The 19794-nt window shown below is 42.6% G+C and carries 20 protein-coding genes; 10 read left to right on the top strand and 10 right to left on the bottom strand.

The features are described 5' to 3' along the window. Nucleotides 1–44: 44 nt before the first annotated feature. A complete protein-coding gene (locus GPLA_RS19315; protein WP_007106687.1) occupies nt 45–254 on the bottom strand; it encodes a hypothetical protein in 210 nt (69 codons plus the stop codon). A 272-nt stretch (nt 255–526) separates the two neighbouring features. Next, the gene (locus GPLA_RS19320; protein WP_007106688.1) at nt 527–1654 is read right to left on the bottom strand and encodes an acyl-CoA desaturase; all 1128 of its coding nucleotides are present in this window, start codon (nt 1652–1654) and stop codon (nt 527–529) included. Between the two features lie 160 nt (nt 1655–1814). On the opposite strand from GPLA_RS19320, the gene fabR reads away from it, so the two are divergent. Beyond that, the gene (gene fabR, locus GPLA_RS19325; RefSeq protein WP_040515455.1) at nt 1815–2414 is read left to right on the top strand and encodes an HTH-type transcriptional repressor FabR; all 600 of its coding nucleotides are present in this window, start codon (nt 1815–1817) and stop codon (nt 2412–2414) included. On the opposite strand, the gene trmA is transcribed toward fabR, so the two are convergent. Then, nucleotides 2411–3508 carry a tRNA (uridine(54)-C5)-methyltransferase TrmA gene (trmA, locus tag GPLA_RS19330; RefSeq protein WP_007106690.1) on the bottom strand — a complete coding sequence of 366 codons (1098 nt, stop codon included), beginning with the start codon at nt 3506–3508 and terminating at the stop codon, nt 2411–2413. The genes fabR and trmA overlap by 4 nt on opposite strands. A 148-nt stretch (nt 3509–3656) precedes the next feature. Here trmA and GPLA_RS19335 point away from each other — a divergent pair, with 148 nt between their 5' ends. Continuing rightward, the gene (locus tag GPLA_RS19335) at nt 3657–5081 is read left to right on the top strand and encodes a DUF5610 domain-containing protein (RefSeq protein ID WP_007106691.1); all 1425 of its coding nucleotides are present in this window, start codon (nt 3657–3659) and stop codon (nt 5079–5081) included. Nucleotides 5082–5144: 63 nt separating this feature from the next. Here GPLA_RS19335 and GPLA_RS19340 read toward each other — a convergent pair whose 3' ends face one another. Beyond that, complete coding sequence (locus GPLA_RS19340; protein ID WP_007106692.1) at nt 5145–5783, bottom strand: LuxR C-terminal-related transcriptional regulator; 639 nt, start codon at nt 5781–5783, stop codon at nt 5145–5147. Between the two features lie 274 nt (nt 5784–6057). On the opposite strand from GPLA_RS19340, the gene cmoA reads away from it, so the two are divergent. After that, entirely contained in the window at nt 6058–6789 is a 732-nt protein-coding gene (gene cmoA / locus GPLA_RS19345) for a carboxy-S-adenosyl-L-methionine synthase CmoA (RefSeq protein WP_007106693.1), read from the top strand. Nucleotides 6790–6828: 39 nt separating this feature from the next. After that, the gene (gene cmoB / locus GPLA_RS19350) at nt 6829–7800 is read left to right on the top strand and encodes a tRNA 5-methoxyuridine(34)/uridine 5-oxyacetic acid(34) synthase CmoB (protein ID WP_007106694.1); all 972 of its coding nucleotides are present in this window, start codon (nt 6829–6831) and stop codon (nt 7798–7800) included. Here the strand turns inward: cmoB and alr are convergent. Next, nucleotides 7797–8906 carry an alanine racemase gene (gene alr, locus GPLA_RS19355; RefSeq protein WP_007106695.1) on the bottom strand — a complete coding sequence of 370 codons (1110 nt, stop codon included), beginning with the start codon at nt 8904–8906 and terminating at the stop codon, nt 7797–7799. The genes cmoB and alr overlap by 4 nt on opposite strands. Nucleotides 8907–8915: 9 nt before the next feature. Then, nucleotides 8916–9773: an aminotransferase class IV gene (locus GPLA_RS19360; RefSeq protein WP_007106696.1), complete on the bottom strand. Its 858-nt coding sequence runs from the start codon at nt 9771–9773 to the stop codon at nt 8916–8918. Between the two features lie 170 nt (nt 9774–9943). On the opposite strand from GPLA_RS19360, the gene GPLA_RS19365 reads away from it, so the two are divergent. Together GPLA_RS19365 and GPLA_RS19370 are read left to right on the top strand one after the other, a co-directional pair. Further along, entirely contained in the window at nt 9944–10777 is an 834-nt protein-coding gene (locus GPLA_RS19365; RefSeq protein ID WP_007106698.1) for a CvfB family protein, read from the top strand. A gap of 34 nt (nt 10778–10811) precedes the next feature. After that, nucleotides 10812–11210 (top strand): OsmC family protein, encoded by a 399-nt coding sequence (locus GPLA_RS19370; protein WP_007106699.1) that lies wholly within the window; start codon nt 10812–10814, stop codon nt 11208–11210. Nucleotides 11211–11250: 40 nt separating this feature from the next. Here the strand turns inward: GPLA_RS19370 and GPLA_RS19375 are convergent, their stop codons facing one another. Beyond that, the gene (locus GPLA_RS19375) at nt 11251–12492 is read right to left on the bottom strand and encodes a cystathionine gamma-synthase family protein (protein WP_007106700.1); all 1242 of its coding nucleotides are present in this window, start codon (nt 12490–12492) and stop codon (nt 11251–11253) included. Further along, the gene (locus tag GPLA_RS19380) at nt 12489–13121 is read right to left on the bottom strand and encodes a 1-acyl-sn-glycerol-3-phosphate acyltransferase (RefSeq protein WP_007106701.1); all 633 of its coding nucleotides are present in this window, start codon (nt 13119–13121) and stop codon (nt 12489–12491) included. The genes GPLA_RS19375 and GPLA_RS19380 overlap by 4 nt, the downstream gene beginning before the upstream one ends. Before the next feature lie 117 nt (nt 13122–13238). On the opposite strand from GPLA_RS19380, the gene GPLA_RS19385 reads away from it, so the two are divergent. The 4 genes from GPLA_RS19385 to GPLA_RS19400 all read left to right on the top strand — a co-directional run bounded on the left by GPLA_RS19385 (nt 13239) and on the right by GPLA_RS19400 (nt 17542). Next, nucleotides 13239–14495, top strand: coding sequence for a S1 family peptidase (locus GPLA_RS19385; protein ID WP_007106702.1), 1257 nt, complete (start codon nt 13239–13241; stop codon nt 14493–14495). Beyond that, nucleotides 14486–15481: an FHA domain-containing protein gene (locus GPLA_RS19390; protein ID WP_007106703.1), complete on the top strand. Its 996-nt coding sequence runs from the start codon at nt 14486–14488 to the stop codon at nt 15479–15481. Before GPLA_RS19385 ends, GPLA_RS19390 begins: the two co-directional genes overlap by 10 nt. 18 nt (nt 15482–15499) lie before the next feature. After that, the gene (locus GPLA_RS19395; protein WP_007106704.1) at nt 15500–16267 is read left to right on the top strand and encodes an NRDE family protein; all 768 of its coding nucleotides are present in this window, start codon (nt 15500–15502) and stop codon (nt 16265–16267) included. An 84-nt stretch (nt 16268–16351) separates the two neighbouring features. Beyond that, nucleotides 16352–17542 carry an amino acid aminotransferase gene (locus GPLA_RS19400; RefSeq protein ID WP_007106705.1) on the top strand — a complete coding sequence of 397 codons (1191 nt, stop codon included), beginning with the start codon at nt 16352–16354 and terminating at the stop codon, nt 17540–17542. Between the two features lie 221 nt (nt 17543–17763). On the opposite strand, the gene GPLA_RS19405 is transcribed toward GPLA_RS19400, so the two are convergent. Next, entirely contained in the window at nt 17764–18555 is a 792-nt protein-coding gene (locus GPLA_RS19405; RefSeq protein ID WP_007106706.1) for an endonuclease domain-containing protein, read from the bottom strand. 257 nt (nt 18556–18812) lie between these two features. Continuing rightward, nucleotides 18813–19794 (bottom strand): ATP-dependent DNA helicase (locus GPLA_RS19410; protein WP_040515456.1); only part of this gene is annotated, 982 nt, incomplete at its 5' end.

Below are 19794 nucleotides of genomic sequence, written 5' to 3' on the forward strand. Positions count from 1 at the left end.
GTATGTGTTTTTCAATGTTAGCCCTCGGGCTCGCTCAACCGAAATTAATACGCAGCACCTCTTCTCCCAGTAAGGTTAATACCTTTTTGCTGTTGCTGGTCTTCACTGCTGATTTTACGCTCCTGGGTGGCCAGCTCTCTGGCCGCGTCAAATTGGATAAATAGCTCTGGCTTTTGGGCGCGCTGACTGACGACAAACATGCCTCGATAACCGTCTGTCAGGGGGGCGTTGTCGATGAGGTCGGTTATATCCAATTATTCAAACATCCCGGCAAAGACACCAATATGCTTAATCACATACAGTTTCATCCCCTGGGGCATGCCTACGCACCCTCACTTATTCCTAAAAGCAGTATGTAACGGCCTAGGTGGTTTGTCTTCGATCGATTGACGGTTGGTTTTGTGATTTTTTACCGATAGATCGTGTGGTTTAATTCGTATAAACCTTATGACTGATTACCTAATCGGTAATGTGTGGAATGTAGGTTAAAAGGTAATAAAAAAGCTCCCTTAGGAGCTTTTGTTGATTATGCTAATTGATACTTCACTTGATATAACTGCAGCCATTTCTGTTTGTGCAATTCTAAGTTGTACTTCAACTCACGATATTTGAAATCGAGCTCTAGTTTTTCATAATTGCGTTTGATTTTATGTTTACGGATTTCCATCAAGCGTTTTTTAGTGGCGTACATTTCGGCCATTTTGTGCAGAATTTGATCGTACTCTTGTTGTAACCTAGGCAATATTTCATCAGCATTGGGCAAGACTGATAAATGTTGTTGGGCGCGCTGTAATTGCATGGCCATTTTAGCCTTCTCAATGCGTTCTTCGGGGCAACGGCGCAGATTTTTGGTCCAACCGATAAAGGATAGTCCACGAATGAGCCACTTTGTGGGATCAAACTGCCACCACTTTATACCATTTCGATAGTCGTACTCAAAAATATGATGGTAATTATGGTAGCCCTCACCGAAGGTAAAGAAAGCCAATATGTCGTTGTCGCGGGCGGTGTTATTATCTGTGTAAGGCTGGCGACCCCAAATATGAGCTAGGGAGTTAATAAAGAAAGTTACATGGTGAACCACAACCAAACGAAAGAATCCGGCTAATAAAAGCATGCCCAATACATCACCGTTCAACCAACCCAATAGTGTTGGTATACCAAAGTTTGATATCAGCATAATCGGCAGATAATATTTGTGCTGCCATACCACTACTTTATCTTTTTGCAGGTCTCTGCAGTTGCTGTAGTCTGAATAACGATGAATTTGATACTCCCTTAGCATCCAGCCCATATGAGAATACCAAAAGCCCCGTTTTGCAGAATAAGGGTCTCTTTCGTTATCATCTACGTGGCGGTGATGGATCCGGTGATCAGACACCCAATGTAAAATGCTGTTTTGCAACGTCATTGCACCGCCGATGGCCAGTACGACTCTGACAAAGGTATTAGCTTCATAGGCTTTATGCGCCCACAACCTATGATAACCAGCGGTAATAGACATACCCGAAAAATAGACGAGTACGATGCAGGCGATAATTTCTGCGCTGTCGAATCCTTGTGTGATAGCCACGTAGGGCACGAGAAACAGCGCAACTAAGCCTGTAATCACAAAGACTAAAACATTGGTGATAATTAAACGGGGTTTTTTCATTACAAAAGGCGTGACTTTATTGAGCTTACACTTGTACGCTAATTTAACTAGCAAGCGCCTATTTAGCAAGCTATTTCTGTAAATGAATAGCATTTCAAGGTGTTGCTTGAAGCTAAATACAGATAATATATCAATATTATACGGTTATTTTGGAATGCATTTGAGTCGTCAAGAACAAAAACTTAAAACGCGACGCGCAATCATAGATGCGGCTTTTAGTTTGCTAGACGAACAACGCAGTTTATCGAGTATAAGTTTACGCGAGGTAGCAAGAGCCGCAGGTATTGCACCTACCTCCTTCTATCGCCATTTTAAAGATATTGACGAGCTTGGTTTAACTCTGGTGGATGAAGCCGGTTTGAACCTGCGTCAACTAATGCGTCAAGCTCGGTTGCGGATAGCCTCCGGAGGGGGGGTGATTAATACCTCTGTCGATACGTTTATGGAATTCATTTGTGCTCATAGTAACGTTTTTAGACTGTTACTGCGCGAACACACTGGCACGTCATTGGCTTTTAGAGCTGCTGTGCTGAGAGAGATCCAGCATTTTATTGTAGAGTTGACGGATTACACTATGGCGACAACCGGACTGCCGTATCGATACGCAAATTTGCAGGCTGAGGCTATGGTCAAATTAGTATTTAGCGCTGGCGCAGAAGCGTTAGACTCAAGCACTGAGCAACAAGTAGTGTTGGCTCAGCGTGTTAAGCTGCAATTGCGCTTTATTGCAAATGGCGCAAAAGAAGCCGCGGGTCTTTAACGTTTCTGGAGGTACACACCAGATTCAATGTGCTGGGTGTACGGAAACTGATCAAACAGTGCAAAACGCACAATGTCATGGGTTTTCTGTAATACCGTCAAGTTATCTTTTAATGTGTCCGGGTTACAGGAAATATATACAATATTGTTATATTCCTGAACCATAGCCAGTGTTTCATCATCTAAGCCCGAGCGAGGCGGATCGACCAACACCGTCTGGCAATCATAATCTTGTAGATTGACCCCCTCTAATCTGCGAAAGCTCCGCTCATTGTTCAATGCTTGTACAAACTCTTCGCTAGACATACGTAGTATCGTGACGTTATCAATTTCATTTAATTGGATATTTTGTTGCGCAGCAGCAACAGATGATTTTGATATTTCGGTCGCTAATACGCGTCGAAAATTTTGCGCCAAAGGCAGGCTAAAGTTCCCTGCACCGCAATATAGTTCCAGCAAATCGCCTTGACAACCCTGGGTGATATCTAAAGCCCACTCAAGCATCTTGCAGTTCACACCAGCATTCGGTTGGGTAAAGCTATTTTCAATCTGCTTGAATTGATAAAGACGATCGTTTACCGGCAGAGATTCGAGAACATAATCTTTGTCTAATAGTACTTTCTGTTTTTTTGAGCGCCCAATGATGTCGATTTTAAAATCATTTCTTAATAACGCTCGCAGCGCTTGTCCTTCGCTTATCCATTCTTCGTCTAATGGTTTGTGATATACCAGCGTGACCAATATTTCGTCCGTTAACGTACTTAGGTAATCGATTTGAAATAACTTTCTACGCAATACTTGATTGTCTTTTAATAGCGCAATAAGCCTAGCCATTACCGCGTTGATAACTTTGCTAGCCGGTGGAAAGTGGTTAACGGCGTATTTTTGTTTTGTTGTTTGATCAAACATAACATGATCTAGGTTATCTCCGTCATGCCACATTCTGAATTCGGCACGCATCCGATAATGTAAGGGCGCTGAGCGGAATGCTTCTAATTCGGGCATTGAAAAAGACCGAAAGGCTTGCTGCACGCTATCAATCTTTTGAGCGAGTTGTTGTTCATAGTCCGCAGGATTAATTTCTGTTGGGCGCACGGCAAATCTCCAGTTGATCATTTTATCGAGCGCGGGATTGTAAGTGTTTTCAATACTTGTGCAATATTAGTTTTTGAATGTAAAGAATTGTACTAAATTTAGCCACTACGCAGCCGATAACCTAGTTGAGGAAAATGAGGTAGCTGAAATGAATATTAATGAGATAAAGGCGTTCATGGGTGAAAAGCCGGCGCACTTAGGCGACAAGAACAGTCTGCAGAATCAATTGCGTGATAGTGGATTGGAGCAAGCAAATGCATTAAGGGCAGATAAAGCGTCACTTAGCGGGGCGTTTGCATCAAAAAATCTATTTAGTGCCCAAGTTTTGACCAACGCATTAAATCACAATGTATCCTTTGGGACGCTTAAGCCAGAGTTACGCGTGCCGCAACAGTCTGACCAACAAACAGATAATGCCAGTCTATTTGACTTTGAAGAAGTCGCTCGCAATGTATTGAATTTTGTCGGTGGGGCAATTAAGCACGCGCAAAGTAAAGGCTTAGACGACGAAGCGTTAAATTCGATGTTCGAGCAGGCACGCTCAGGCGTACTCAAAGGTATTGGGATGGCCGAGAAAGATCTTGCTGGCATCATGAACGATGACATCAAGGCAGGTATTAGCCGCAGCCAAGAATTAATTGACACGGGGTTGCAAAAATTGCGTGAATCGGTTTTTGGCGAAACCCAAGTAGAGGGTGACGCTACGACATCAAAAGTTGCTTTGGAGAATCAGGTGAACTATCAACGTCGAGATACAGGTGAATTAAAAATTCGCACTTTAGACGGCGATGAGGTAAATATTCGATTCGAAGACCTAAAAAGTTTTGAGTTAAATCAAAAGTTATTAGTCGAAACTGAAGCTGACAAACTGTATAAAACCCCCGTTGAACCACCTAAATCGCCGTTATCTGCCAACGCTGCAGCGACCACAGATAGTGTTAATGTGGCTGACCAAAGCAAGCCCGAAGAAACGGGATCTGCAATTCAATCCGATGCAGCACAAGAAGATAAGGTGCCTAATGATGTAACTGTCACCGCTGTTGAGCGATATGAACATGTAAACAGCAGCGCTTTATCATTCACCATTCAGGGCGAATTGGATGAGGATGAATTAAAGGCCATTGGTGCACTCGTGGCGGATGCCAGTGATTTAGCGGATGAATTTTTTAACGGGGATATTGAGTCAGCCTTTAACCAAGCGCTTAAACTTGGTTATGACGAAAAAGAATTAACTGGTTTTGCATTACAATTGACTCGCCAAGAACAAACTCAGTCGATACAAGCTTATGAGTCTGTTTCACACTTCAGTGAGGATGACCCCAGAGGAGACCCGAATAAAACGGTGAAACCAGTGGCACACTATTTGGATAAAATGCTTGATGTATTCGAGCAGTCTAGACAAAAGCTCGAAAGTGGCGAGCAGTATGATGACTTGATAAACGGGTTGATTAATCAAATGAGTGATGTGCATACGCCTGATTTGATTTCAGCGATTCAGCGCTTCCATTCTTTTAATCAGAAACTACTTAATGGCTTGCCTTTGAATTTCACGGAGAACGGCGTAAGTGAATAAAGGATTGTTAGGTACGTTAATCGTCTATGCAAATGACTAACGTACCTAACCGAATTTATTAAATTAATCTTCTAGGCTTAATTTTTTCAATAACAGCACTGCTTGGGTCCGGGTATTCACATCTAGCTTCCTGAAAACAGCACTAATATGGGCTTTAACAGTTGCTTCGGTGACATTTAATTCATGGGCAATTTGTTTGTTTAATAAACCGTCATGAATTAATTTCAATACTTGGAATTGTTTCGGCGTTAACTCGGCAATCTTTTGCGCCAAATTAATTTCGTCACCATCTATTTCCGCAATTTGAACTCTTAATTCGTCAGTCAGCCAAGTTTCACCATTCATGATGGCTCTTAAAGCGTCTGCGATCAGTAATGTTGGGGTAGACTTAGGCACAAACCCTTTTGCACCAAAGCTCATCACATAGGATACGACTTCAATAGAATCACTTGCTGAGACAACCGCTACCGGTATTTGTGGGTAATCTTGAGTAACGCGTATTAGACCGTAGAAGTTCTCACAGCCAGGCATGTGTAAGTCGAGCAAAATTAGATCTATATCAGGATTCTCTTGCAGTGTTGTTAGTGTCGAATCAAGAGAGTCTGACTGCAAAATTTCAATTTTTTCAAATAATGGACTTAATGCACCAACTAACGCTTCCCGAAAAAGCGGATGATCATCTGCGATTAAAAATTTTGCCATTTATGTGCCTTCAATGAATAATTCGAGATTAGTTATAAGACTAATACTTTAGTTGTAAATAATGAAGGGATAAATTTACTTCCCTGCAATTTATGTGACACATTCTATCAGAAGCCCCAATTTAGATGTTACAAATACTGTACGTAGATTCGCTATTTTGTACATTACTGGCATTGATACTGAATTCAAAATGAGCAATTTAATTAAGAGAATTGCTTGGTTGCACGCAGGCGGGTAGAATTGTCTATCGTTTTTAGTAGAAGTCACTTATTCCATGCAAACAAGTAAAGACGCCATCTATTCACTGCCGCAGCAGGTTAGTGGCTTTCGTTTTGACGATTCAGTCGCAGATGTTTTCCCCGATATGATTCAGCGTTCAGTGCCTGGATATAGCACCATAGTCGATGCTATTGGGCAACTCGCAGGGCGTTTCGCGACCGAAGGCTCCAATATTTATGACTTAGGCTGCTCATTGGGGGCTGTCAGCTTAGCGGCAGCCCGTTACGTAGAAGCAAAAGCGTGTAACATCATTGCGGTTGATAACTCTGAAGCTATGGCACAGCGGTGTAAGCGGCATGTTCAAGGGTATAAAGCGAATACTCCGATTGAAGTGATTTGTGACGACTTGCAAAACGTACGTATTGAACGTGCATCAAGTGTGGTGATGAATTTCACTCTGCAATTCATCGAGCCAGATCAACGAGACAATATTATAAAGTCAATTTATGCTGGCTTAGCGCCTGGCGGTATCTTCATTCTGTCTGAAAAACTGCGCCATGATTCTACTCAAGGCAATGAGTTATTAATCGATTTACATCATGAATTTAAGCGCCGGAACGGTTATAGCGAGCTTGAAATAAGCCAAAAGCGTGAAGCAATAGAGAATGTGTTGCGAGCAGAAACGTTCGAAGCCCATCAAACTCGGCTTAAGAATGCTGGTTTTGACGAAGTCATCCTATGGTTTCAGTGCTTTAATTTTGCATCTATTGTGGCAATCAAAAACTAGTTTTATTTTATTCTTTTATTTATTCAGTGGGCGCTATTGATGTCTGTTACATGGTTTAATCAGTTTTACAAAGAAATTGCAGATTCTCCGTTAAGCGCTTGGCTCGAGCTCTTACCTGGGCAGATTTCAACTTGGCATAAAGAACAGCTACATGGCGACTTCAATAAGTGGATTAAATTACTCGGTAAATTACCCCAGACTCAACCAAGTCTGATCAACTTAACTGACCAGGTTGAGTTTGGCCGTGAAGCAGATATTAACGAATATACCCAAAAGCAAATTATCGGTTTACTTAAGCAATTTATGCCGTGGCGCAAAGGACCCTTTCAGGTACACGGTATTCACATTGATACCGAGTGGCGCTCTGATTGGAAATGGGACAGGGTACAGCCCCATATTCAATCGCTGGATAATCGCTACGTCCTCGATGTAGGTTGCGGCAGTGGATACCACATGTGGCGTATGCTCGGTGAAAACGCCAAAATGGTGGTAGGAGTCGATCCCTCGCAGCTATTTTTGATGCAGTTTCAAGCGATGAAACATTTCAATGCTGACCCCAGAATACATTTATTGCCCGTAGGTGTGGAGCAGTTACCCGATAAGAACGCCTTCGATACGGTTTTTTCTATGGGCGTTTTTTATCATCGAAAAAGCCCGCTAGATTTTCTACAACAATTGAAGAACCAGTTGCGTCCTGGAGGCGAACTTGTGCTTGAAACCTTGGTGGTTGAAGGGGACGAAAATACCGTTTTAATGGCGGGAGAACGTTACGCCCAAATGCGTAACGTATGGTTTTTACCCAGCACGGATGCATTATGTTTATGGATGAAGCGTTTAGGCTTTAAGAATGTTCGCGTGGTCGACTTGGCGGCTACTTCTATCAAAGAGCAACGAGCAACCCAATGGATGGACAGCCAGTCTTTGGTTGATTTTCTTGACCCGAACGATCACTCAAAAACCATAGAGGGCTATCCCGCACCATTGAGAGCGGTAGTGATTGCTGAGCGTTAATTGACAGTGCGTTCATTAATAAAACTGCGTTTAGCCCGTGTTGGCATGCGGGTCACTAGTTCATAGCCAACCGTGTCTGACCAATGAGCAATCTGATTGACGTCCAGTTCTTTACCCCACAACTCAGCCAAGGCTCCTACTTTTATATTGCTTAGGTGGGTGACATCAACGCATAACATGTCCATTGATACCCGTCCTGCTAGCGGTGCTATCTGGCCGTTAATCAGCACTGGCGTACCTGATTTGGCATTACGTGGGTAACCATCGCCATACCCAGCGGCCACGGTGGCAATAATACTAGGTTGCTGAGCAACCCAAGTGGCACCATAGCCCACGGACTCCCCAACCGCAAGGGATCTGAGCGCTATCACTTTTGAGCTAAACTGCATGGCTGGAATAAGTGGTTCGGCCAGCGTGTTCGGCTGGCTGAAGGGGCTGATGCCGTATAACATTATCCCTGGGCGATTCCATGCCCCATGACTCGCTGGTGTCGCCATTAGCGCCGCTGAGTTTGCCATACTGAACGATAGGTCAGATACGTTATTTGACACCAACGCCATTGCAGTCCTAAAGTGTTCCAACTGTCCTTCTAAAAAGGGAGCATCAGGTTGATCTGACGTCGCAAAGTGGGTCATCCACATGATGGAACGCACATTCTGACTGGTCAAAAGTTGCTGATATGCTTGTGCGCTGTCGTGAGCCGTTAAGCCCAACCTATGCATTCCGGTATCTACTTTTAGCCATACATCGATTGGTGCAGATAAAGATGCGTTGAGCAAGTCTTGAATTTGTTGCTGATTGTGCAACACGATCTGTAAATTTAAATCGTCAACTACGCCTAGTTCACTGCTACAGAAGCAGCCTTCTAATAATAAAATCGGCGTCTTAATGTGGTTCTGGCGCAATATGACGGCTTCCTCAATACTCGAAACCGCTAACAGTTTTGCCTTATCGCCGAGTGCGCGAGCCGTAGCAACGGCCCCGTGCCCATACGCGTCGGCTTTAATGACTGCCATCGTGTGGCTGCTTTTAGCCAATGATTGGGCATAATCGAAGTTATGACGTATGGCGTCAAGGTCGATTGTGATAGAAATGGGTCGTGACATTAATTGAATCTAATATTGGTATTTGAATTGACTAAAAAGTGCTTGTGCTTGGAGCCACACATCGCCTATTTCACCTTTGCCTACAGGTGTGCCGTCTAACGTCACAATAGGAGCAACTTCTTTACTTGAACTGGTTAACCATAATTCATCAGCCGCGCGTACTTCATCCATGCTTATGGTCCGTTCTTCTACTACAAACGAACTGTATTGACGTAGAATGGTTAACAGCAACTTCCGCGTGACTCCTGGTAGAAGCTGGTTATCTAATGCTGGCGTCGCAATAATATTGTCCTTAACAACAAAGACGTTACACGAGCTTGCTTCGGTCAGATGCAGAGCTTGATTGAACAGTATGGTTTCTTGTAGGCCTAGTTCGTGGCTTTGTTGAAAATGCATGACATTTCCAAGTAGAGATGTCGATTTGATATTGCATCGCTTCCAACGTAAATCTTCACTACTGACGACGTTATAGGGTTTTGCCTTTGTTTTATCAGCAATCGGTGCTGGAGGGATTTCAAATGAGAAGGCAAATACAGTGGGCGTTACACCTGTAGGGTAAGCATGGGCCCTTTTGCTATCTGTACCCCTGCTGACATGCAAATAAATAGCGCGATTACCAAGGTCATTTTTGGCGAGCAAGTTATCTATCACTGCCTGCCAATCACTAAACGAGTAATCCAGCTCAATTCCAATAGCAGATAAGCCGGCTTGCATACGTTCAATATGGGCAACGAACCCAACGGTGTTGCCACCATAGGTTGGAATTACTTCGTAAATTCCATCGCCGAATAAGAAGCCACGGTCCATAGGAGAAATTTTGGCTTGGTCTTGAGGGAGGTACTCCCCATTTAAAAATACGATGCTCATAATAAGGACTCAAAAATAGCGTTGAAAGAAGGGCGATAATTGGCAGATTATGCCACGAATTTGGGCTGTGAATTAAGCTTCTTTGTTAGCAAATTTGAATTTTTACCGTCACTGTGCGTGATATCGGGTACAATAAGCTACGCTTTTATTCCGTAATACAGACAGGTTTTATGCTGCAAATTGGTAAGTTCAACACATTAAACGTAGTCAAGCAGGTTCCGTTCGGTTTTTATCTAGATGGTGGAGACGACGGAGAGGTGTTATTTCCCACTAAATTTGCTGGTGCAGACCTAAAAATTGGCGATCAATGTCAGGTTTTTGTGTATCACGATAGTGATGGCAGGCTGACCGCTACGACGCAAACCCCTCTTGCCGAGGTAGACGAATGCGCTTTCTTGAAAGTCGTCAGCGTCAATAATGTCGGTGCCTTTTTAGAGTGGGGGGTAGATAAAGATATTCTCGTTCCATACAGCGAACAAGACTTCCCGATGGCGGAAGGCGTTTCTTATGTGGTCTTCGTTTATTTTGATGATGAAACCGGTAAAGTCGCTGCGTCTACGCGCTTACGAGACTTTTTATTCGAAGAAGGTGAGCATTTTGCTGAGAAACAAGCAGTCGAGTTACTGATATGTGGGCGCAGTGATATGGGCTACAAAGCGGTCATCAATGGTAGTCATTTAGGGCTGATTTTTAAGGATGAGGTATTTAAACCGCTACGCATCGGTCAACGCACAACTGGATTCATCAAACGGGTTCGCGAAGATAATAAAATCGATCTGTGTTTTCAGTTTCATGATGATAATGCGCGCAAGGATCTTGCCGAACAGATTATTGACGATTTAGAGGCGCACGGTGGCATATCGACCCTGACAGATAAAAGCTCAGCAGATGAAATATCTAAGCGCTTTAATGTGAGTAAAAATGTGTATAAAAAGACCTTGGGTGCTTTATATAAACAAAAACGTATTTTGCTCGACAAAAATAAAGTCACCTTGATTAAATAAGCCTTTAGCGAATGATTTACAACGGAGTAAATAAATGAAAGCGACAGTCAGCTGGCAATCAGATATGAAATTTGTCGGTGAAACGGATACCGGGAAACGCATTGAAATGGATGGTGAGGGGAGTCAAACCACTCCCATGGAGGCTGTCTTGCTGGCAGTTGGTGCATGTTCGTCCATTGATGTGGTCGAAATTCTTAAAAAGTCTCGTCAAGCGATTACAGGTTGTGAGTGTCAACTGGATGCCCAGCGCGCCGATGACGCACCGCGTGTTTTTACTGAAATACATGCGCATTACGTCATCGAGGGAGAGAACTTAAGCGAGAAGCATATTCAGCGTGCGGTTCAACTTTCCGCCGAAAAGTATTGCTCAGTGATGTTAATGCTTGAAGGGAAAGTAAAGATTAAAACCAGCTTTAGCATAGCTGCGAAGTAAAGATGGCCGAGTGCTCGGCCATCCTGCTCACTGTTATTTTTTATCCTAATGCGGCGAATGCTTGCTCGAAATCCGCGACGATATCATCCACATCCTCGATACCAATCGAAAAACGCAACATGTTGTCGTTAATCCCCATTTCTTCTCGCTGCTGCGGGGTATTTTCAAAATAAATGGTGTGTGCAACAGGCAATCCCAATGTGCGGGTGTCCCCTAGATGGGTTGCGCACAGCACGAGATTGAGCTGATTCAAGAATGCGAGGGGATCTATGTGCGCCGCTAAATCGATACTGACGATACCGCCATAGCCGCTAAACAGTTCTCTGGCTGTATAATGTTGCGGATGATCGGCCAAACCAGGGTAATAGACACGTTGTACATTTTGGTGGCCATGTAAATAGGTGGCTAAGCGTAACGCATTTTGACAAATACGCTCAACACGCAAAGCAAGTGTTTCAAGACCAATGGAAATACTATGGGCTGAATCTGGCGATAACGTAGCGCCCATGTCGCGCAAGCCACGCTTTTTAATTTGCGTTAATCCCCACTGTTGGGTATCAGCCGAACGGTAAATAGGCAGTATATTGTGAAATTCACTCCAATCAAATAATCCCGTATCAACCACTACACCACCTAAAACATTACCGTGGCCAGCAACATACTTAGTTAGCGATGCGATAGTGAGTGATGCTTTGACACTTTTTGGTGAAAATATATTGGCTGGTGTCATAGTGTTGTCAACGACAAACAGTAATTTTGACTGCTCACATAGCTGGCCTATGGCACTTAAATCAGCTACTTGTGTTGCTGGGTTAGCAATGGTTTCGGCATAAACCAGTTTTGTTTCAGGTGTTATAGCCGCGGCAACGTTTTGAACATCGGTAACGTCCACATAGGAAATTTGAATGCCCAAACCTTGCATTGTGCTGGCTAAGCTACTGGTATTGCCAAATAAAAATTGGCTCATAATAATATGATCACCAGCGCGTAGTAGGCTCAGAAACGTGGCACTGATAGCAGCCATGCCAGTTGAAAACGTAATGGCTGCAATACCGTCTTCTAGATCGGCTAAAATATTCTGCAATGAAACACTCGATGCTGAAGACGAGCGAGAATAAACATGCCCCGCAGCTTTGCCTTGAAAGACATCAACTAGGTCTTGAGCATTGTCGAACGCAAACAACACTGAGTTATTCGTTGCTTGATGCACTGCGCCATTTTGCGGCTGGTTGATGACTCTATCGGCATGTACTAAACGAGTGGTAAAACCTTTATCTTTCAATCTTTATCTCCGCTTGGGGGCGTTATGTTGGTCGCTACTTTATCAGGGAATTTAGCCTGCACAGTGCTGTAATGCTGATAAATGCGGTTTAACTCTTGCTGGGTATCCTTACCTATCTTAAGCACTGGGCCTAATTCAATTCGTTTTTTCTTATAATCAAATGCTACCAGAAACACCGGAATATCCGATTTACTGGCAATATGTAAAAAACCAGTTTTCCAATTTTCTTGCTTGCTACGAGTACCCTCAGGCGCTAAGCACAGAATCATTTTATCTGCTTCTCGGATTTTAGCGACCATTTGCTCAACCACGCCATGGGCTTGATGTCGTTTAATCGGAACCCCACCCCAACGACGAAGTAGTCGTGAAAATAGCGGGATAAACAAACTGCTTTTTACAAAGAAGGTAATTTTTAGTTTAAGACTAAAAGCGACGGCAATACCGATAACAAAATCCCAGTTGGAAGTGTGGGGAGCGACCGCTATTATCATTTTTTTATGCTGGGCGAATTCACCACTAAATTGCCACCCAATGAGTTGTAAAACACGGGTTCCTAAGAAACAACTGAAAGCGTTTCCAATTCGCGGTAATTCATCACTCAGAGTTGGAGTATTTAATCTGCTAGCCATTTCTTTCTTTGCTGGTCCACTTTACACTAGGGGGAATGATCCGCTATGTCACTCAAATTGTCGAGAAGCAATCCTCATTAAGCTGTACCCCGAAGACCAAAAAAGGAAAGTAGAATTTTGAGATATTTGTTATTTGCCCTGACCTTGTATAGTGCATTAGGGTTTGGCCAACAGACCGCACAAAATCTTTTTAGTCATTATCAAACCGCACTCTACCAAATTCGTATCATTGAACTTGGGTCTGGCAATAAATCGTCTATTGGTTCGGGTTTTCAAATTAACGATTCCGGCGTATTGGTGACTAATTATCACGTTGTCTCTGAATATGTCTATTTTCCTGAAAAGTATCGGATTGAGTATCTCGCGGCAGATGGATCCGTAGGTAACTTATCTCTCGTTAATATAGATGTGGTCAACGATTTAGCACTGGTACAAGTGCAGGGTGAAAAGGCGAGTAGCGATTTTTTCCCTCTATCTGATAGTTTGCCGGAGCAAGGCAGTAGTATTTATTCTTTAGGTAATCCCCATGATTTAGGCATGATAGTGGTTCCCGGAACCTTCAATGGGATCAAAAAGAACAGCTTTTATCAACGAATTCATTTTACCGGCTCAATTAACCCAGGTATGAGTGGCGGGCCGGTTGTTAATCCAGAAGGAAAAGTGGTCGGGGTAAATGTGGCAACAGCGGGTAATCAAATTGGTTTTCTGGTCCCCCTGACCAAGGTGTATACCCTTATTGAAAATGAAGGGTTAGCCTCTTTAGACACGAAAGACTATAAACATGTTATCGCTGAGCAATTAATGAAAAACCAACAGCGATTGTTCGACCGTCTCGAGCATGGTGTATGGAAATCAAGTGATTTGGGCGGCGCGAAAATTCCCACTTTAGAAGGAGCGATGTTGTCCTGCTGGGGAGATTCAAATAGTGCTGATCAAGAAGCGTTATATCTCTCAGTCGAAAATAGATGTCGTCTAGACGAGGAGATTTTCCTGCATGGCGGTTTACGTACTGGCGGGATCGAGATTGAATTTGAATGGCTTGAAAGTGCCGAGTTTGGTGCGCACCGTTTTTATGATTTTTTTAGTGGCAGCACGTCTGGGGCGGGAGCTGGAAATCAGGCGGGTAAAAATGACGTGAGCAACTATCAATGCAAACAGGACATTGTGACCAACACGCATCAAGTTAAAACCAAAAGTACTTTCTGTTTACGTGCTTATAAAGAGTTTCCGCATTTATATGATGTACTGTATATCGGGGCAACTTTGAATCATGATTCTCAAGGGCTAATTAGCCATTTTACCTTGGCCGGAGTTAGTCAAGACTCAGCTATGCGATTTACCAAGCAATTTGTAGGAGCACTAGCATGGCAATAGTGCTCGAATTACTGTCGCGTAAAGATCAAACGCTTAAATACTTTAAGTTTGATAAATCTGAAATCGTAGTCGGTCGTGATCATCATTGTGACTTACGTTTAGAAGATCCTTATATCAGTGCCGAACATGTACGGATAAGCCAAGATGAGCAAAGTAATACAATTTATTTTGAAGATTGCCAAAGCGTAAACGGTACATTAGTTAATAAGCGCCCGTTGGCTAACGGTAAACTTCAAGGCGACGATATTCTAAAGTTAGGTAGAACACGTTTGAAAGTGGTGAATACTAATCAGCCTGTTTCAGCTGCATTACCACTTAGCCAATTAGAAGAAAGCTTGAGTTGGCTGTCGAACAGTGGGATAGCCATACTGTTGACTTTAGGTTACTTAGCTTTGTCGATGATATTTGCTTATGTGAACAGTATCGAAGAGTACAAAATTTTTGCAATGTTACCAAAAGAGATGGGGCAAATGGCCTTGCTCAGTGGTTGGCCGGTCATGTTCGCCGTCATGGGTAAAGTGTTTAATAAAGAAAGCCGAGTCGTCAGTCAGTTTTCGATTTTGTGGCTTACTCTCTTTGTACTTTATGGTTTATATTTGTTAGGCAAATTAATCTCCTTTAATTTTAATGCAACTGAATCGCTGATTTGGTTTGAATTGATTATTTTTACGTTGGTTCTTTTTGGCTTCGTGTGGTTGTCATTATTTATCGCATTTCATCAAACCAATAGACGGCGTAATATTGTTGGTGCCATGATGACACTCGTTATAGTCGTCCCCATAATCAGTATTGGTATGTTAGGTAACGGCGACTTCAGTACACAGCCCAAATACGACAGTACAATGTTGCCGCCTCTATACCAATTACGTTCTCCGTCTGATGTCGCATCATTTGTTGAGGGTTCCACTGCTTTGTTTTCAGCGTTGGATAAACAAATTGCCGCAGAGCAGCTCGCCCAGAAAAGCGATGATGGAGTATCTCATTAATTTATTAGTGTAAATGTTATGTGTATTTTATTTATAGCTGTTAATCAGCACCCAGATTACCCATTGATTGTTGCAGCTAACCGGGATGAGTTTTTTGAACGCCCCACGAGCGTATCGGCCTTTTGGCAGGATTACCCGCAACTGTTGGCAGGAAAAGACTTACGTGCTGGTGGTACATGGATGGGTATAAATCAGTGGGGCAAACTTGCTGCGTTGACAAATATCCGTGATCCCCAGCGTATCGACCCAGATGCGCTTAGCCGTGGCGAATTGGTGAGTCACTATTTACAGCAGTCGCCTGACAGTAAAGATTACCTTACCCGTTTGAATGCCACAGGAACGAATTATAATGGCTTTAATTTGCTGTTCGGCGATTGGAATAATTTGCGCGTGTTTAACAATCATACTTTGCAATCCGAGACGTTAACCTCGGGAGTATATGGTTTATCTAACGCGAGTTTGAATACGCCTTGGCCAAAAACCGTGCAAGGTATGGCCCAACTAACACAGTATTGCCAAGACCCCCATACGTTAGAAAGTGAGCAACTGTTTGATTTACTCAAAAACCAGACAAAAGCCGAGGATGATATTTTGCCGCAAACGGGAGTTCCTATTGATTGGGAACGCAAGCTGTCCTCTATCTTTATTCAAAGCGATGAATACGGCACACGCTCATCTACTCTCTTATTAATCGATAACCAACAGCATGTAACCTGGCAAGAACGTACATTTAATAATGAAGCAGAGTGCATTGCTGAAAATAGCTATCATTTCGATATAAAATAGCAGCATTTTAAGTTCGAAAAATCATCAGGCAATGGCATAATGTCCGTCGTTTCAGCCAACTCATCATAAATTCAGAGGAACATCATGTTTGAAGTATTGCCCCAATTGCCCGCAGATCCTATTTTAGGGTTATCGACCGCTTATAAAGCCGACTCTAATCCATTGAAAATTGATTTAGGTGTCGGAGTATATAAAGACGAGCAAGGGCATACACCTATTTTAACGTCGGTTGCTAAGGCACAGCAGATATTACTGGCTAAAGAAGACTCTAAAACCTATATCACTCCCCAAGGTGTGCCTGGCTACATTGATGGCATGTTACAACTGTTATTAGGTAAAGGTAGTAAAGTACTTCTTGAAGATCGTGTTGCAGCTGTACAGGCTCCTGGCGGATGCGGTGCGTTGCGCATATTGGCTGAATTGATTAAACGTTGTAACAGCGAATTAACGGTTTGGGTAAGTGATCCTACTTGGGCAAACCATATACCGCTAATTGGTAATGCAGGCCTTAAAATTGAAACCTATCCGTATTTTAATAAAGCAGATGCTAGCATCAACTTTGACGGTATGGTTGAAACGCTATCTCAAGTCAAATCAGGCGACGTTGTGTTACTGCACGGATGCTGTCACAACCCTACGGGCGCGGATTTAACTCCAGCTCAATGGCAGACAGTATTAGAGATTGCGCAAAAAACCGGTTTTATCCCTTTTGTCGATGTTGCTTATCAAGGATTCGGAGATGGTTTAGAGCAAGATGCCTTTGGATTACGCCTTTTAGTGGATAACCTACCTGAAGTGATAGTTGCTGCGTCATGTTCAAAAAATTTCGGTTTATATAGAGAACGTGTAGGCCTAGCAGCTATGATTACAGCTAACACGCAAACCCGTAAAGCGATTCAAACGCAAATTCAATCTATCGCGCGTGGAATATACTCTATGCCGCCTTCATATGGTGGGGCATTGGTAGATATTATCTTGAGTGATGAAGCATTACGCAGCGAGTGGGTTGCAGAAGTAGAGGCAATGCGCACGCGTATGCAAACGTTGCGTGGTCTGCTAGTGAGTAAACTCGTTGAAAAAGGTGCTCAACAAGACTTTAGTTTTGTTAAGCAACAAAAAGGGATGTTCTCCTATTTGTGCATCACACCAGAGCAAGTACAAGAAATGCGCGCGAAGCATAGTGTGTATTTTGTTGATTCAAGCCGAGTGAATATTGCAGGGATCAGTAAGGGAAATGTCGACGCCTTAGCATCAGCTTTGGTATCAGTGTTATAAATAAGGTAGGTATTCACTTTGCAGTGCGAATACAAGCAAGGTTAATCATTACCGTTTAGTTCACAAAAAAGCCGATTCTCGTAGAGTATACAGTAGAAACCATGTCTATTCGCGAGTGAGTGAGTGAAGGGCCTTTACTAGTAATGCTTATGCTTAACCGTCTTTGCGTACACACTATGTATATTTAGTGTGTACGGTTTTTTCAAAAAAATCAGATTTAGCTATACATCTAATAACTCTTGCAGAGTATCCAGTATTTCCTCAGCAACACTTACGGGAGTGTTGTAAATTTCTTGTCCAGAAAATCGAAGCACTTTGTACCCTTTCGAATGTAATGCTCTATCTCTTTTTCTATCTTTCGAAAACATTTCTTTTGATGAGTGATATTCAAACCCATCACATTCAACAATAAGACCAAAGTCTTTACGCGAAGGGTGCCAAAAATAGAGATCAGGTCGTATCGATTTTCCGTCAATCATTATCGATGAAAACTTTGGCTGTAGTGTAAGATGAATACTTTCGTGCATATCCAGAAGGTGGTATCGAAAAGTCAAAATGCCTATGTATTTTCGTTCTTCAATGCTCATTTTCCCTTTATCTAGCTCCATATCTAAGTAGGCATCAATTGTCATGTCAGAAGATTTGTTGGATTCCCAAAACTCTAATAATTCACAAAAACTATTATAATTTTTCCTATAGTTTTCTAAATCATATTCTGCATCATTACCTAGCTGGTGAATTACCATAAATAAAGGATCGTTTTTAACAATACCGAGGATTAGGGATCTGAGAAAAATTTTCTCTATTGGCGATTCTTGGAAAGAATCTATCATATCGGAGTTGATTTTTGTAATAGTGTTAATAGCCATGGGATACACTCCTCGAATAATTGGATCTTCCTCATCATTCATTGACTCTTCAGCCTGATTGCGCAAAAAATGGTCTAAAAGAGCAGGGAACTGCTCATCATCCAAAATATACTCCCTGACACTTGCCTGTGCAGCATTATCCATATCTATTCCCTTATAATTTAGTTTGTGATTCATTTCGCTTTGCAATAACAATATCACAAACCTAATCAGAGTAAATTCCGCGATCTAGTTAAATATTTTATGAACTATAAAACAAAAAAAAGAAGTCTGGCAGGGCGCGAGGTGAGGAAGTCACTGTCATTGGGATTGTCTGCGCGTAGTAACTCGTCAACTGTCCTTATGTCCCGCAGGTTTAGCATCAAGGGGCTATCGCCCCTTAATAATCCCTATAGCGAAGACTACGATAGAAGTTGTGACAGATAACTTCTTCGATTATGGGAGTTACTGGGTGATTTTGTTATCTCGGCAAAGTCTGATGCACTACCTACAATATGAATTTCACTCTCTGCTCTTGTGATAGCAGTATAAAGCCATGCACGGTCAACGATACGATCCTTTTGCAGTGCAATGATAATGCGAGGAAATTGTGACCCTTGAGCTTTATGAAGGGTTATTGCATAACCCAGCTCCATACAATCAAGCACGGCTTGAGTAACTTCAATTTTATCACCTGTATCGAGTGTCACTTCACCATAACTTTCCCCAGATGCCACAACACTTGAGAGGATACCAAGCGAGCCATTCTGAATGCCTTTATCATAGTGATTCTGCGTAAACAATATAATGTCATTGAGGCGCAGATTTAGAAATAATTGCTCACCGTGCATTTCAAACTCAAGCCTACTGCCACTATGATTCACAGCCTCTTGAGTGAGCTTGTTGATTTCACCAACCAATGCTTTTGTTGGTGCCATCACACGGCAGTTTTCAGGAGATTGCTGATACAATTCACAGCAAACTTGAGGTATCTCTTTCTTGTCTGTTTCGTGGAAATGAATTGTACCTGTGGTAAGACACTCTGGGACTTTGCCTTGATTGATTAGTTGTGAATACTCAGGGATACCTGTCGATGCCTCAGCACGTTTAACGATATCCAAAGTGGTATTAACTATCGTCTTAGACTCAACGATGTCTGCTAACACCTTCCCACAACCAATAGGCGGAAGCTGATCGGGATCACCTGCAAAGATAATGCGCACTGAGGGGTGAATGTGATTTACCAAGCGATACATGGTTGGTAAATCAATCATACTGGATTCATCAATAACAAGTAGATGTTTTTGTTTGTCTGAATCAATAGGATCATCTCTCAGGAACGCGGCAATCGTTGATGTGATAAAACCAATTGACTCATGTAAGCGCATTGACGCACGACCACTT

The sequence above is a fragment of the Paraglaciecola polaris LMG 21857 genome (assembly GCF_000315055.1).
Classification (GTDB): Bacteria; Pseudomonadota; Gammaproteobacteria; order Enterobacterales; family Alteromonadaceae; genus Paraglaciecola; species Paraglaciecola polaris.